The following is a 15,410-nucleotide window of genomic DNA, read 5'->3' as shown; positions in this document are numbered from 1 at the left end:
ATTATTACATATCTATTGATAAACGCAGCGAGCGAGACGCTCGCACTCCGGGTAATAATAATTTAGGGGCAACCACGGGGGTAATAATAATTTAGGGGCAACCACGGGGGTAATAATAATTTAGGGGCAACCACGGGGGTAATAATAATTTAGGGGCAACCACGGGGGTAATAATAATTTAGGGGCAACCACGGGGGGATTGCCCCTACAGTATCTTACCTGTGGTAATAATAATCCGGGGGCAACCACGGGGGGATTGCCCCTACAATACCTTACCTGTCAGGACGAAACCAGCCCAAAAATACGCACTGCGATAAGGAGGAAGATTTGCTTCCATTTTAGCTGAATCCTGCTCAATAATTGCCGCATCTGCTTCTAAATCTTCTTGACAATCTTCATTCGTAGCTGCTACATCCGCCGCTAATTCGCGATACCATTTCGCTAAATCTCGATAAGTGACGCTACGCAACCAATTTTGGGCTTGTTTCAGGGCAACCGGGGGCGTTTTTCCCGTTCGCAATTGGCGGTAAAATTCAATTATAATCAGCGCCGTCGAGATTTCATTCACAGTCCATAATGTACTGAGAACAAAGCTGGTTTGCTTCGCGAGAAAGGTACTCGCTAAACCGACAAATTCGCTGATTAATTCTGACTTTCCGGTTAAGCCAGTTTCGCAAGCAGAAAGACAAACTAATTCATACGCAGGTAATTCTAACTCGAAAATTTGTTTTTGGGTGAGTTGGGTTTGGTTGGCTAAAGCTAAAGCGGAGTAATTAGCAGCCTGCAAATTGTGTTCCGCGTGTCCGGTAAAGTGGAAAATAGCCGCAGATTGTTGCATCGCAGCGATAACATTATTTGCGTCGGCGTTTGCGTATAAATGGGTATTTTTTTGGTAAAAATGAGTAATAACCGCCGCTTCAAGTTCCGCAAAGAGTAAACCTGCGTTGGTTTCTGGTTCGATATTCAGTAACTTAGCGTTAGGGGTGAGGGGTGTCGCAGGTTTGGTAGCGAGGGATAAGCCGATTTTGGCGCTGGGGAGGTAGGTAATTGTGTTGTGGGTGTCTTGGAAAAAGTAATGTAAGGGAAGTAGATGTAAGTCGCGATGGGGAATTAAGATTAGTTCGCGGCTGTGGGTTATTTCGGCTTGAATTGCTGCTAAGTTGAGGATTGACGCGAGTTGGTTGAGTCGCGAGTCGATATCATTTTTCCAGGTGTCAGTGGTTGCGGTTTTCTTGCGGCTGTTTTCGTAGTCTTGTTTCCAGTCTTTCATCCAGGTTTCAAAGTCGGGAGAGTCGCCGAAGATGGTTGTTGGGGTGGAGAAAGTCTTTAATTCGGCGTTTGGTTTGAGGATGAAGGTGGTGATGGTTACGGGGCTGAGATGCCAGTAGATTATCGCCCGGTTTTGGTTCCCAGAATCGCTTCGATTGGTGAGAAGTGGTAAAATTTCCTGATAGTGGGGGCTTTCTGGGGTGGGTTGCATCCAAGTGAGACAGAGATTTTTCCTGGCTTCGGCTAAGACTAAGGCTTGGATTTTTTCGGTGGGGTTGGTAGACTGGGCGAGGCGATCGACTTCTAACTGGTATAAGCGGTCAAATTTGCGGGTGAGGCGATCTTTATTTAGGCGATCGGGGATTTCTAGAAGCCATTTTTCTAAGATGACAATAGCAGTATCCCAGGTTTGTTTGGCTTTTTCCTCGTCGCCGACGCTGCGATAAGCAATGACTAATTTTTGTGAGACTTCGAGATAGGTTTCCCGCAGTTTCGGGTTATCTTCTAAGATAGCTAGGGCTTCTCTATAACTTTTAATCGCCTCGCGGCAAAATATACGCCATTGATGTTCTTCTCGCTTCGCCTGGTAAAAGTATGCCTTGCCTTTGTCATAATGCAGTGTACCGCAACCGAGTTGGTATTCTGGGTTATCGGGATTGAGTTTCGTTAACCCCTCATCCCAGTTTTCAATCGCTGCTTGGTAGCCTCTGCTGTTGAAAATTGCCCAGCCGCGATTTTTCCAAGCTTGCCAAGAATCAGGTTTGATAGACAAAGCTTGATCGTAATCGGCGATCGCCTTTTCGTTGCGTCCTAAAGCATTATAGACAATGCCACGATTAGTATATGCGTCGTAGAAGTTAGGATTGAGGGTTATGACTTGGGTATAATCGGCGATCGCCTCTTCGTTGCGTCCTAATTCATCATAGACAGCGCCACGATTAGTATATGCTTGGTAGTGGTGAGGATTGAGGGTTAGGGCTTGGGTAAAATCGGCGATCGCCTCTTCGTTGCGTCCTAATTCATGATAGACAAAGCCACGATTAGTATATGCGTCGTAGAAGTTAGGATTGAGGGTTATGGCTTGGGTATAATCGACGATCGCCTCTTCATAGCGTCCTAAAGCATTATAGACAAAGCCACGATTGTAATATGCTTGGTAGTAGTTAGGATTGAGAGTTATGGCTTGGGTATAATCATCAATAGCCTCTGTGTAGCGTCCTAATTCAGCATAGACACTGCCTCGATTAGTATATGCTTGGTAGTCGTTAGGATTGAGGGTTATGGCTTGGGTAAAATCGGCGATCGCACCTAACAAATCTCCTGCATAATATTTCTCTCCACCTCGATTATATAACGCTGCTGCTTCTGGGCTTCTTGACACTGGAGGTAGATTAGCATCTGTCGCTTCGCTGAAAGTCACATCTGGTGGTGGTGAAACGGGTTGCAGTCGCGTAGCAATGGCTGTGGCTACTTGTCCTAATTCCCCTTCAATTTCTCTACCCAGTTTACGCAATCGTCGCCCTAATTCTCGATGTTGTTCGGTTGACTCCCATCGTTGTCCAAAATCACGCAACCATGCAGCTAGTTTCTTATCAGTGGTGTTTTTCCCGATTAAAAAGCCTTTGATCTTGCCGCGACTCCAGCCAGCGTCTACACCGTCGAGTAACTCCATAAGGATGTTTTCGTATTCGGTGTCAGTTTTGCGGGGTGGCTGGGGAGGTGGGGTAGGTGGTGGTGGTGGGGTGGGTGAGAGAAGTCGCTGGATGAGGTTTTTCAGCCACCGCCAGATTTTTTGCAGCATTTTTGGGTGGGTGTAGTTGTTTCTGGTTTGATTTTAGCAATTGGGGGAATAACCTCTCCCCCAACCCCTCTCCTACCAGGAGAGGGGAGAAGAATTGCTACTGTTTAGATTCTCGAAACTAATGATTACTCCCCCTTCCCTCGGAGGGAAGGGGGTTGGGGGGTTAGGTTAATTTCTCTCAGGTAGCCGAACCCGTAAACGGGCGGCTACACGGACTAGGTCCCCCTTCGCGGGCTAATTTGTTTGATTTCAAGCATAATTTTGGCTCGTGATTCGGGTTACGATAGAGAAACTAAGAGCTTGCAAGCTATGAGTGAAACTGTCTACATCGAAACGAGTATCCTGGGATATCTTACCGCCAGATCGACGCGCAATTTAATCGTGGCTGCACATATAGAATTGACAAGAGATTGGTGGGAATTTCATCGCCATGATTTTACTCTCTATATTTCTCAAGTGGTTTTGGATGAGGTAGCCCGTGGAGATGCGGAAATTGCGGCTAAACGTCTGGAGATGCTTGACGGAATTGAGTTAATCGAACTTAATCAAGTGGTAAAAGAGTTAACAAGAGAGTTTCTCCAAAGAAGTAATCTTCCTGCAAAAGCTGCTAATGATGCGATTCAGATTGCCGCCGCAACGGTTCATGAGTTAAATTATCTGCTAACTTGGAACTGTAAGCATATTGCTAATGCTCAGATTCAGAAAAAGCTGGCTGAGATTTGTGGGGATTTTGGCTATACGTTACCAATAATTTGTACGCCTCTGGAATTATTAGGAGAAAATTATGTGTAAAGATGAGATTTTAGCAGAAATTCATCGCATTCGTGAGGAACACGCGAAGTCTTTTAATTACGATTTGGATGCAATTTTTGCTGATTTGGTGAGGAAGCAGGCTGCAAGTGGGAGAAGGGTGGTGTCTCTGCAAGGGAAGTCTGGTGAGGAGAAGTTAGCAAAAACAAACCAATCATAGCCGAACCCGTAAACGGGCGGCTACACGAACTAGGTCCCCCTTCGCGGGCTAGATTATTTGTTATATGGAAGGGGTGTTGACGGTAAGGTGGAGGTGAAATATTCGCGTTTAAGGAAGATTTTTGATGAAGGTTGGTGTTATTGGTACGGGTTTGATGGGTGAGGCGATGGTGGAAAGGTTGTTGGCGCAAAATCTGGCGGTAATGGCTTATAATCGCACTAAATCGAAGTTGACATCTTTGCAAAAGGCTGGGGCTGAGGTTGCGGATACTCCACGGGAGGCTATTAAAGGATCTGATTGTACTATTTTAATGTTGGCTGATGCGGAGGCGATCGCGCAAGTTATTTTTTCTGAAGAGACGGTGACAAGTTTGCGCGATCGCACGATAATTCAAATGGGTACGATCGCACCTGCCCAAAGCAGAGATATTCAAGCTAAAGTAGTTGCGGCTGGTGGTAATTATCTGGAAGCGCCAGTTTTGGGTAGTATTCCCCAAGTTAAAAGCGGTGAGTTATTGGTGATGGTGGGTGCATCTGAGTCACAATATCAGCAATGGTTGCAATTGTTACAGCATTTTGGCGAGGAACCAATGTTAATTGGAAGTGTGGGTAAGGCTGCGGCGCTGAAGTTGGCTTTGAATCAATTAATTGCGGCTTTAACTACTGGTTTTGCACTAAGTTTGGGTTTAATTCAAAGGGAAGAGGTGGACGTTGAGCAATTTATGCAAATATTGCGATCGAGTGCTTTATATGCGCCGACGTTTGATAAGAAATTGAGTCGTATGGAAGCACGGAATTTCGCTGACCCTAATTTTCCCACAAAACATCTACTGAAAGACATAAATTTGTTTCTCGAACAAGCACAACTAGACAATTTAGATATTACTGGTTTGGAAGGCGTGCAGCAAATCGTGACCAAAGCGATGCAAATGGGTTTGCAGGAAGAAGACTACTCCTCAGTGTATAACGCGATCGCACCCCAGAACTAAACATAGCCCACGAAGGAAAACCGAATTTGTCTAACCGTTTGTTTACGGATCGGGTTAAGATTTAATTAACTTAGGTAAAACGCGATCGGCGATCGATTTGACTACTCCCCTCCCTCCGCGTTGCTAAAGGGAGGGGATTCACAAGTAGTTCTCTTTCCTCTTGCCGGCACAGTCAAGTTGCCTCTAGACGCTCAATATGTTGACATATAGCCGCATATATTGCGCTTACTTTTTTGAGTTTTATGCTTTCAAACATCCATCACTCAGCTAGTTTAGTACGCTCCTCGCTCTGAAGAAAGCTTGCAGTGGTTTAGTCATACTGCCGTTAGAGCCAATCTAACCGTTGTTTCTTACTTACCGGGATTTCGACCTACTAGAGCGAAGAATCACGTAGATTTTCGTTTTACTCGCGATCAACTATTGTACTAACTTTCTAGTTTCTTTTCAATCAAAGTCGCCGTAGAACAGCGAGGCTTTAAACCCATTTTTTTTGGTAAATGTAGAGACGTTGCAGCCAACGTCTCTAAAAAGCGAAGATTATTCTTCTAATTCCGAGTTAAACTCATTAAAAGAACGTAACTTGAGTTCCACTGATTCCGAACGAGGTAACAAATTAAACACCTCGCGAAACACATCATCTACATCCTCAAATTTAACTTGTCCCTTCCCGTCATAAACAACCTTACCCGACTCATCAATCAAAATTGTTTCCGGGACTACACCTTTATAATAATAGCCCGGTTCGTCGGGACTATAACTAGATTTAATCGGAATCGAATCAACATCAATCGGAATAAAACTAGCCGCGCGACCGTAAAAAGATTGTAACCGATTAACCACCACCGCAAACTGCTTACAATCGCTGCTATCATCCACATAAAATACCAGCAGCGCAGGCTTTTCGTACTTCATCGACTCAGCCAAAGATATTCGCGGCGGAATCAGAGAACCATTGCCCCCATAAAGTGCGAAAATATTACCATCGAAGCGATCGTCATCGATACCTGCTAGGGCTGGTGATGTATTTAACACCAGACAAGCAAACAAACTGAACAGAGTTACTAAGGAAACTGAAACTACACGCTTCCAGAGATGTCCCCCGATCGCCTGATTAAAAACTATAGTACCACAAGATCGGCGTAGCCTTTGCCAAAAAATCATAAAATTCAAATGTCGAATCCTTATTTTCACCAGATATTCACAACTAACTCGAGCGATCGCGCTGAATTATTATTTTAGCTGTTCTTGGTTTTTACTGGCGTTTCCCCCTCGCACTATCTGCTTGTAATAAATTTTACCAACATCTTTCCTTTTGACAATTAATTTCGATATTCTAGACTATTGGTAGGAGTAGACAGTCAAACAAGAGTTGCTTTTTGATGCCAATCATGCACCCAAGCAGCAACTCTTATGTTAAAGTATAAACCATAATTATTGTATATTCAGACTAAACAATTTCACAGGCAGGTAAAAAGTAATCATGTCCGATCTTAGTAAAGATGAAATGCGGGAAAGACTCGGTAATATTGAGCAAATTCGCGACCTTTTGTTTGGTGACAAAACGCGCCAATTTGAGCAACGCTTTCAAAAAGTTGAAATAGAGTTAGCTGAACTTAAGCAAGAGATGCGCGAAGAATTTCAGCAAATTCAAGATTCTTTCTCGGCTGATTTAAATGCGGCTGTAGATTCTTGGGAGAAAAAACTTAAATATCTCAGTTTGACTAGTCACGAAGAAATGACTAAAATTCGTCAACAAACTGACGAAGAACGAGAAAAAGTCATTTACCGCATGGAAACTATTCATAGTAATTTAAATAGTCGTACTAATGCTTTGAGTTCAGAATTAGAACAATCCAGAGAAAAGTTAAATCAAGAGGTAAACAATTTACAAATTTTGGTCTTGGAAGAACTGCAAAAGCGGTTTGCTAACCTGAAAGAAACTAAAATTTCTCGGGACGATCTTGCTGAAGTTTTATTTGAACTTTGTATCAAAGTTAAAGGTTCGGATTTTGTTCCCGATTTGAAAGAAGCAGCAGATAGTAAAATGAAGGCAGAGTTTTTGTTACCTGATGATGGCAAAAATGAAGAAAAGAAACATTCGATCGAGCGGGATACTAAAATCCAAGAATAAGGTAAGGATATGTTGAAAATAATATAAGAGGAAAAAGGTGCATTGAAAAAGTAACCGATAGCAGCTTATGAAAAGTTCAAGATTATCTTCTAATAGCGATCGAGAAAAATCAATTTTGCCTGATGAATCTAGCAATAATAATAACCGAGAACAATTAGAAAATTTGCTCAAATTGTTGTGGGAATTAGGTATTTTAGATGCTAACTTAACGCCAGATTCTCAAGTTATTTTGGCTGAGGATAATTCAGGATTTAAATCGAGTTTAGAAAAGAAAAAGTTAAAACAGTCAAGGGTAAATGTTGAGCAAGAAAAAGGGGATTGGGTAGGGAGAAATTCCCAGGAAGATAATCCGCGATCGCCACTTTTTTCTTTCCCCGAAAGAGAGCTAGTTGCTGACGAAATTGACTCAAAATCTGAGAAAAATGAATCCCAGGAAACTGGTAACGAAGTAACAGATTTGTCAAATAATTCTGCGGAACTCGATTTTCTTTGGTCGAGTTTAGAAAATTTGCTCTTTGATTCAGAGTCGGGTAAAGCTGTAGGTAGTTCTGTGGAGACCGAAGTTAACAGTAATACTTTAGCACAAATTGAACAAAAAAGCAAGACCGAGCGCAGAAGTTTGCCAGCGACTAAATTTGAGTCAGAAATAGCCCAAAAAGAGCGCCAAAAACTAGCCGAAGTAGAAAGTAAAACCGAACCTGAGAAGCGAAAGTTTATCGAGTTAGAGTGGGAAAAAACAGCTGGAGCGAGCGAGTTAGAAAATCAGCGAGTAGTAAGAGAAGAAAAAAATAATATTTCGGTAGGAGCGAACGTAGAAAACAAAGAACAAAAAAAGATAACTCCTGGAATTGTCGAGCGAGGGGAAGTGCTAACGACAGACAGTGCTGAGTTAGGTAAACTGCGTCAAATAATTATTAATCTCGAAGCTAAATTAAAGGAGTTAGAAAATCAAGTATATGAACCGACAGAATTAATTAATCCGCTCATACCTTTAATGACCGAATTATTAAAAATGCGCGTCAACGATTCGCGGGAAATCATGATAGAAACCTTAACACCCGTAGTTGACGAATTAATTCAAGAGCGAGGTTTGTACAACCTACGAGGAATGAGTAGTATCCTCGCGGAGATTCTCCCAGAAGCAATTACTCACGAAATCGAAAAACAACCAGAAGCGATCGCGCGCGCGATCGCTCCCGAAATCGCGATCGCTATCCGGGAACAAATCAGACTTCAGCAAGGTGCGATCGCAAAAACTCTCGGTCCGGAAATGGGTAGAGCAATCAAGGCTCAAATTGCTTACGAGCGTGACGCAATGGTAGATGCACTATATCCAGTAATTGGTAATACTGTTGCTAAATACATGACAGAAGTAGTGCAAAGTATTAATCAAAAAGTAGAAAGCGCCCTTTCTCCAGAAGGAATTAGCCGCAAAATGCGTGCTGCTTTTCAAGGAGTTTCGGAAGCCGAATTAATCTTACGAGAATCTTTAGGATTTTCGATCCAAGCTATCTTTTTAATTCACAAAACTTCTGGCTTACTAATTCGCGACGTACAACCGATTGAATCACAAAAATTAGAAGGCGATATGTTAGCCGGAATGCTAACCGCGATCCGGAGTTTTGTCTACGATTGTATTGTCCAAAATGGCGAAGTTTCGGAACTAACAGAGATTGAATACGGTAACTCAAAAATTGTTATTGAAGTAGCCGGATACTGCTATCTAGCAGTGGTAATTGATGGCGCACCATCAAAAGAATTTATTGAAAAAATGCGCGCTACTCTAGGGAAAATTGTTGAAGAATACGATCGTGAAATTCAAGAATTTGACGGCGATCCAGGCACAATTCCTGAAGCGATTGAAGAATTTTTAAAAGCATTACTTAAAGCCGATAAGAAAACTGAAGACAGAGAGAAAAAAACCCCTGCTCTAGGGTTTTTAAAACTGGGCTTACTTTTACTATTTCTGTTAGGAATACCTGGGGGATATTACCAGTATCGTAGTTGGATAGCTCGCCGAATTGAAACAAAAACAGCCATAGCTTTAGATGCAACTCCTGAGTTATCAGTTTATCGCCTAGTTCCAGAATTCAAGCGAGATAAATTAATTTTAAAAGGACGAGTACCGAGCGAATCTTTACGCTCTTTAGCAGGTGAAGTTGCAGGTGAAATTGCACCAAATTTTGACTTAAATAACCAAATTATCGCTGTTGATGTACCGACAAATCCAGAATTAACTATAGCAGAAATAGAGCGAGTAACATCTTTATTCAATCAAAAAAAAGGAATCGAAATTTTTGCTCGCTACGAAGCTGGGAAAGTAACAGTTAACGGTAATATCGCTCAAATTAGCGATGTTGCAAAAGTTACTCAAGTTTTAGAGCAAGTTCCTGGAGTTAGATCGGTTGTTAATGTTTTTCAACTAGGAGAACCTCTCTTAAAAAAGCGAATTTATTTTGATTCCGGTTCAGCCAACTTGAATTTATCAGAAATAAACAAGACACTGATTCCGATTAGCGAATTACTCAAGCAAAATCCCCAAGTCAAGTTAAAAATTATTGGTCACGCAGATCGTCAAGGAACAAAAGAGCAAAATGAAGATCTGGCGATTAAACGAGCTAAAACTGTTCGAGATGCTTTGCAAAAGCGAGGTATTGAAGCAACAAGATTAGAAATTTTTGGTAGTCCAGAAAGTCCTCCAAATATTGCTATTAATCAGCCGTTACGCTTGAGTAGAGTAGTTAGATTTGAGCCATACATAAGTACGCAAGAAGAGTAAGTTAAGTATGTCAGTAATTTCTAAAAAAATTTGTTTAGTTGGTGATTTTAGCGTTGGCAAAACAAGCTTAATTCGCCGCTTTGTAGACCGTCAATTTAGCGATCGGTATTTATCAACAGTAGGAGTAAAAATTTCCCGCAAATCAGTTGAAGTACCTGCTCCAGAAGGGACAGGAAATCAGCAAGTACAGTTGATCGTTTGGGATATTGAAGGACAAACGAAGTTTAAAGCGATCGCACCTAGTTATTTACAAGGAGCGAAAGGAGCAATTATTGTTGCTGATGTAACTCGTTCGGAAACAATTGAGAATCTACAGCAACATCTCGATTTATTTTTTTCGGTTTGTCCCAAAGGTCTTGCAGTTATTGCTTTGAATAAATTAGATTTGGTTAGCGAAGAAGAACTTGAAGCACAATTTAAACTTGTTCATTTTCCCGAACAACCCCAAGTAATTGCTGCTCATACTACATCAGCAAAAACCGGGAAAGATGTCGATGAAATTTTTCACAAATTAGCTTATAATATGCTGAAAATAAAATGAAAATTGACCAAAAAAAAGTTATAGCTCTTAGCCAAATAGAATATTTAGTCATTAACAAAAATTTTCTGATTCAAGAACTATCTCCTCGGGTCGGAAAGTTTGCCGATCCTGCTGAAAAACCCCAAGTAGGATCTGATGTGCGTTTGAGTTTTCCGGAATTATTTGGTCTAGAAGATTTACTCAGCGAAATTATTGATGGAAGGAAAAAAAAATTCGATCTTAAAGGAATTGCTCGCAGTTCGGCTGAGGGAAATTTGTTATATTTCGATTTATATTTTCAGGGAGAAGAAGATCGCTTACTTCTAGTCATTCAAGATGTTACAGAAAGTAAAATTATCGAACAAAGATTGGTTCAAGGTGCGAATGAATATAGCTTGTTGTTAAATGATTTATCAGCAGCAAAAGATTATGTTGATAAAATTATTTCTGCGATGCTTGATGCTTTGTTGGTAACGACGAAAACAGGAAAAATTAAAACAGCAAATCGCGCCGCAGTTGAAATTTTTGGTTACGAGCGAGAAGAGTTAATAGGTAAACCAATCTCAGTTCTTTTGAGCGAAGATCGAGAAAACTTTTTACCGGAAAACTTGTTAGGTAAATATTCTGAAGTGACTTGTATCAAGAAAACTGGAGAACAAATATTTGTCGCTTTTTCTGGTGCAGCGATTGGCGGGATAGCGCCAGCAACCCAAGCGGTGTACCGCAAGGTTGGTGTAGCGATCGCGTCAGAGAAAACCACAAATAGTGATTTGGTTTTTATTGGCAGAGATATCACTAAACGCAAGCAAATTGAAATGCAATTGTTTTTATCGGGGAAACAATCGCGCTTTTTGCGTTTGGTGAGTGAGAAACTGCGGGAGTCGCTGAAATTAGAAGAGATTTTTAACTCAATCGTGACAGAAGTGCGGGACTTTTTTGAGTGCGATCGCGTCTTAATTTATCAGTTTTTACCTGGTTCTACTTTAACTTCAAAAGCTGAAGTTGTCGCCGATCGATCTATTCCTGAGTTAGTTAATAATTCTGCCTATCCTCAGTTTGAATCAAGCTTACTTCAAGCTTATCAACAAGGAAAAATAAGCGCTAGATCGAACCTGGAAACAGCTAACTTTGCTCCTAGTTATTTAGAAACCCTGAAAGAGTTTTCAGTACAATCTGAATTAGTAATCCCAATTTTGTGTAAAGCTGCCCTTCTTAATAGTCAATTAGGTATTTTATCGCGAAAATTATGGGGTTTTTTAATTGTTCATCAAACTCAAATAAGAGTCTGGGAAAAATGGGAGATTGATTTAATTGAAGAACTTGTCAAACAACTGGCAATAGCTATTCAGCAAGCCGAATTATACCAACAATTACAACTTACTAATCAAGAATTAACCCAACTAGCAATTATCGATCCGCTCACCAAATTAGCTAACCGTCGTACTTTTGAGGAACGTCTTATTTTTGAGTGGTGCAGACTTTACCGCGAGCAACAACCCTTGTCGATAATTCTCTGCGATCTTGATTATGGTAAAGCTTATCTCGATACTTATGGGCTTCTGGCGGGTGATTTTTGTTTGCAAGAAATAGCTAATATTTTGTCTGAATTAGTCAAACGTTCCGCCGATCTTGTAGCTCGTTATGGTGGTGATGAATTTGCGATTATTTTACCTAATACTTCTCAACCAGGCGCTATCCACGTCGCAGAAACAATTTGTCTGACTATCCTCGAAAAAAAGATACCTCATCACCGATCGCTAGCGAGCGCATATCTTTCTCTCAGTTTGGGAGTTGCGAGCATGATTCCTGACAGTAATTATACTCCCGAAAATTTAGTCGAAGCTGCCGATCGCGCTTTGAAACAAGCCAAAGAAACCGGGCGATCGCGTGTCGTTGCGGCTCATATAATAAAGTAACCTGAGTGTTATTGAGCGATATGACTGAGAAAACTTCCCGCAAAACGCCTTTATTTCCCTCTCAACCTCGTCTTTCTGCGACAGAAATAGCCCAACGCACCGCCGCAGATAACGCTTTCGCCCAACGCTGTCGAGAGATATTTTGGCGCGTCTATCCTGAATTAGTAGGCGATTATTATAACTGGGCAATTATAATCGAACCAGAAAGCGGCGAGTATTTTGTCGATCTCGATCCAGAAGTTGCTTTTCAAAAAGCTCGACAAAAGTACCCCAATGCGCGAATTTTGGAAAAGCGTCTGAATGAAACTGGGTGTGTGGGGAAAATATGATTCAAGGTTATTTTGGTAACAATGGAGAGTTATATTTTGAAATTGAGTTAGTCACTGCCGATCGAGAGATAATTGCTGTAGATGCTTTAGCAGTTAAAAATATTTTTTTGACATCAACTATTTAACGCGATCGCACTCTAAATTAAAGCTCTCTTTCCTGTTAGCACTCCCTTAGACAACTCCGAGCGAGATTCACAGTCAATCACACCAAGCAGGTATAACCTTAATTATACCAATGTGAAAAATCTTGTTTAGGACTAGCAGGTATGAAACACTTTTTACCAAATATAATTACCCCCAACCACATCAGTTATATATTAGTCAATCGAGATTTGATTATTCTTAGCTACTCTCCTGGAATTACTCAGTTTTTTGATTCTGTAGACGAGCTTACCATCGGAGAAGATATCCGTAACGGTTTTCCCGAACTTTTTGGCTGCGAAGAAATTTTAGTTGCTGTTTTAGACGGAGAGCAAGATTACTTTGATTTAAAAGCAATTACTCGTCAGACATTTAACCAAGAAAATATTTATTTCGATCTTTATTTTAACAAATATTTTGACTCAAAAAATAACTGTAATTGTTTAATTATTTTTCTCGAGAATGTGACTGATAAAATGAGTTTAGAGCAAACGTTGGTTCAAGCAACAAATGAAACTCAATTATTAGTTAATGCTTTAGAAAAAACTCGCGACTATACCAATAAAATTGTTACTTCCATAGCTGACGCCTTAGTAGTTACTACCGCAAGTGGAAAAATCAAAAAAGTCAACCAAGCTGCTTGCGATTTATTTGGCTATCTAGAAACAGAAATACTCGAACAAAAATTAACTTACTTGGTTGACAATCCTCAATTTGATTTATCGTTGCATCATGAAAATCTTTTACAAAAAAAAGAATTAATTCTCGAAGTCGTTTGTCGTTGTCAAAATGGAACTAAAATTATTGTTGCTTTTTCTTGTTCTGTAGCAGAAACAGAAATAAAAGACTCTTATGAGTTTATTTATGTGGGACGAAATATCACCGAACGCAAGCGAACGCAACAGCGTCTAACCGCCCAGTATGCGCTAGCAAAAATTCTTTCTGAATCCCATGATTTGGAAATAGCAACCCCAAAAATATTGCAAGCAGTTTGTGAATCTTTAGAATGGGAAATAGGCGAACTTTGGATGCCAGTTTTTGATTCGGAAAGCGAACTTGTAAACACCAATTCCAACTGCTTGCAACGAGTGAAAATTTGGTCTAAACCCGAGGAAAAAGTTACAGAATTTATTGAAGTTACGGGTAGAGTTACGCTCATAGCCGGATTTGGATTAGCAGGAATAGTTTGGTCAAGTGGTTCTCCCAAATGGATTACCGATCTGATTAATAATATTTATTTTGGCAAACAATCTTTTGCTGTTAAAGTAGGACTAAACTCGGCTTTTGGTTTTCCAATTAAAGAACGAGAAGAAGTTTTAGGAGTGATGACTTTTTTTAGCAGCAAACAACAGCCACCAGATCCAGAACTGTTGCAAATGATGGCGGCTACGGGAAATCAAATCGGTCAATTTATTAAACGCAAACAAGCCGAACAGAAGTTGCGCGAAAGTGAAAAAAGATATCGAGATTTGTTTGAAAATGCAAGCGATCTCATTCAAAGTGTCAATGTGGAAGGTAAATTTTTATATGTTAACAATGCTTGGCGAGAAACCCTTGGTTATAGCGACGCAGAAATTCGGAAAATGACCATGTTTGAAATTGTCCATACCGATTCTCGGCAACATTGTTTATCAACTTTTCAGAAAATTATCTCAGGAGAAAATATCGAACGAGTACAAATAGCATTAATGAGTAAAAAAGGTGAAAAAATTTCTTTAGAAGGAAGCATTAATTGTAAATTTGTTGATGGAAAACCAGTGGCTACACGAGGGATTTTTCGGGATATTACTGCCCGCTTACAAGCAGAAGAAGCTTTGCGACAGCAACAACAGCAAACTGAAACTTTACTGCTGAATATTTTGCCCGAAGCGATCGCCGAACGTCTCAAGCAGAATACTAGCACGATCGCCGATAGTTTCGAGTCGGTGACGGTGCTATTTGCTGATTTGGTTGGCTTTACCGAGTTAGCTTCCCAATATCCAGCTATCGAAATAGTCGAAATGCTGAATGAAATTTTCTCTGAATTCGATCGCCTCACCGAACAGTTGCAGCTAGAAAAAATCAAAACGATCGGCGATGCTTATATGGTAGTCGGTGGATTGCCGATTCAGCGTCCGGATCATGCGGAAGTAGTTGCGGAAATGGCACTACAGATGCAAGCAGCGATCGCGCAATTTAATCTCGAAACCGGAAAAAGCTTTAAAATTCGTATTGGCATACACACGGGATCGGTTGTCGCTGGCGTAATTGGCAGGAAAAAGTTTATTTATGACCTTTGGGGCGATACAGTTAATATTGCTAGTCGTATGGAATCTCACGGTATCCCCGGTTGCATTCAAGTGACGGCGGCTACTCGATCTCGTTTGGGCGATCGTTATCTTTTGCCAGAACGTGGCACAATCCCTATTAAAGGCAAAGGAGAAATGACTACTTATCTGTTATTAGGGAAAAAGTAATTGGTGACTGGGGACTGGTGACTGGTGACTGGGTTGAGTTATCAGTTTATCCGCTAATTCCTCCTTATCTTCCTAATCCCCAATCCCCAATCCCTAATCCCCAGTCCCCA

The 15,410-nt window shown here is 40.9% G+C and carries 12 protein-coding genes; 10 read left to right on the top strand and 2 right to left on the bottom strand.

The features are described from left to right. Positions 1-262: 262 nt before the first annotated feature. Entirely contained in the window at positions 263-3,070 is a 2,808-nt protein-coding gene (locus G3T18_RS18800) for a CHAT domain-containing protein (protein WP_224412119.1), read from the bottom strand. Positions 3,071-3,379: 309 nt separating this feature from the next. Here G3T18_RS18800 and G3T18_RS18795 point away from each other — a divergent pair, with 309 nt between their 5' ends. From G3T18_RS18795 to G3T18_RS18785, 3 genes are all read left to right on the top strand, one after another. Further along, positions 3,380-3,862, top strand: coding sequence for a type II toxin-antitoxin system VapC family toxin (locus G3T18_RS18795; RefSeq protein ID WP_224412118.1), 483 nt, complete (start codon positions 3,380-3,382; stop codon positions 3,860-3,862). Next, positions 3,855-4,040, top strand: coding sequence for a hypothetical protein (locus G3T18_RS18790; protein ID WP_224412117.1), 186 nt, complete (start codon positions 3,855-3,857; stop codon positions 4,038-4,040). Before G3T18_RS18795 ends, G3T18_RS18790 begins: the two co-directional genes overlap by 8 nt. A 124-nt stretch (positions 4,041-4,164) precedes the next feature. Further along, on the top strand, positions 4,165-5,028 hold the full coding sequence (locus tag G3T18_RS18785) for an NAD(P)-dependent oxidoreductase (protein WP_224412116.1): 864 nt from the start codon (positions 4,165-4,167) through the stop codon (positions 5,026-5,028). A gap of 537 nt (positions 5,029-5,565) precedes the next feature. On the opposite strand, the gene G3T18_RS18780 is transcribed toward G3T18_RS18785, so the two are convergent. Beyond that, a complete protein-coding gene (locus tag G3T18_RS18780; protein ID WP_224412115.1) occupies positions 5,566-6,189 on the bottom strand; it encodes a thylakoid membrane photosystem I accumulation factor in 624 nt (207 codons plus the stop codon). Between the two features lie 319 nt (positions 6,190-6,508). Between G3T18_RS18780 and G3T18_RS18775 the strand changes: the two genes are divergently transcribed. The 7 genes from G3T18_RS18775 to G3T18_RS18750 all read left to right on the top strand — a co-directional run bounded on the left by G3T18_RS18775 (position 6,509) and on the right by G3T18_RS18750 (position 15,300). Further along, positions 6,509-7,159 (top strand): hypothetical protein, encoded by a 651-nt coding sequence (locus G3T18_RS18775; RefSeq protein WP_224412114.1) that lies wholly within the window; start codon positions 6,509-6,511, stop codon positions 7,157-7,159. A 67-nt stretch (positions 7,160-7,226) separates the two neighbouring features. Then, positions 7,227-9,938, top strand: coding sequence for an OmpA family protein (locus G3T18_RS18770; protein ID WP_224412113.1), 2,712 nt, complete (start codon positions 7,227-7,229; stop codon positions 9,936-9,938). A 7-nt stretch (positions 9,939-9,945) separates the two neighbouring features. Continuing rightward, a complete protein-coding gene (locus tag G3T18_RS18765; RefSeq protein WP_224412112.1) occupies positions 9,946-10,479 on the top strand; it encodes a Rab family GTPase in 534 nt (177 codons plus the stop codon). Beyond that, complete coding sequence (locus G3T18_RS18760) at positions 10,476-12,374, top strand: diguanylate cyclase domain-containing protein (protein WP_224412111.1); 1,899 nt, start codon at positions 10,476-10,478, stop codon at positions 12,372-12,374. Before G3T18_RS18765 ends, G3T18_RS18760 begins: the two co-directional genes overlap by 4 nt. 20 nt (positions 12,375-12,394) lie before the next feature. Beyond that, positions 12,395-12,703 carry a hypothetical protein gene (locus G3T18_RS18755; protein ID WP_224412110.1) on the top strand — a complete coding sequence of 103 codons (309 nt, stop codon included), beginning with the start codon at positions 12,395-12,397 and terminating at the stop codon, positions 12,701-12,703. Beyond that, positions 12,700-12,828: a hypothetical protein gene (locus tag G3T18_RS25590; RefSeq protein ID WP_263480489.1), complete on the top strand. Its 129-nt coding sequence runs from the start codon at positions 12,700-12,702 to the stop codon at positions 12,826-12,828. The genes G3T18_RS18755 and G3T18_RS25590 overlap by 4 nt, the downstream gene beginning before the upstream one ends. Positions 12,829-12,969: 141 nt before the next feature. After that, positions 12,970-15,300, top strand: a complete 2,331-nt coding sequence (locus tag G3T18_RS18750) for an adenylate/guanylate cyclase domain-containing protein (protein ID WP_224412109.1) — start codon at positions 12,970-12,972, stop codon at positions 15,298-15,300. Positions 15,301-15,410 lie beyond the last annotated feature (110 nt).

Source organism: Oscillatoria salina IIICB1, assembly GCF_020144665.1.
GTDB lineage: Bacteria > Cyanobacteriota > Cyanobacteriia > Cyanobacteriales > SIO1D9 > IIICB1.
The sequence above is the reverse complement of the archived record's forward strand: the minus strand, read 5'-3'. Positions and strand labels throughout refer to the sequence as shown.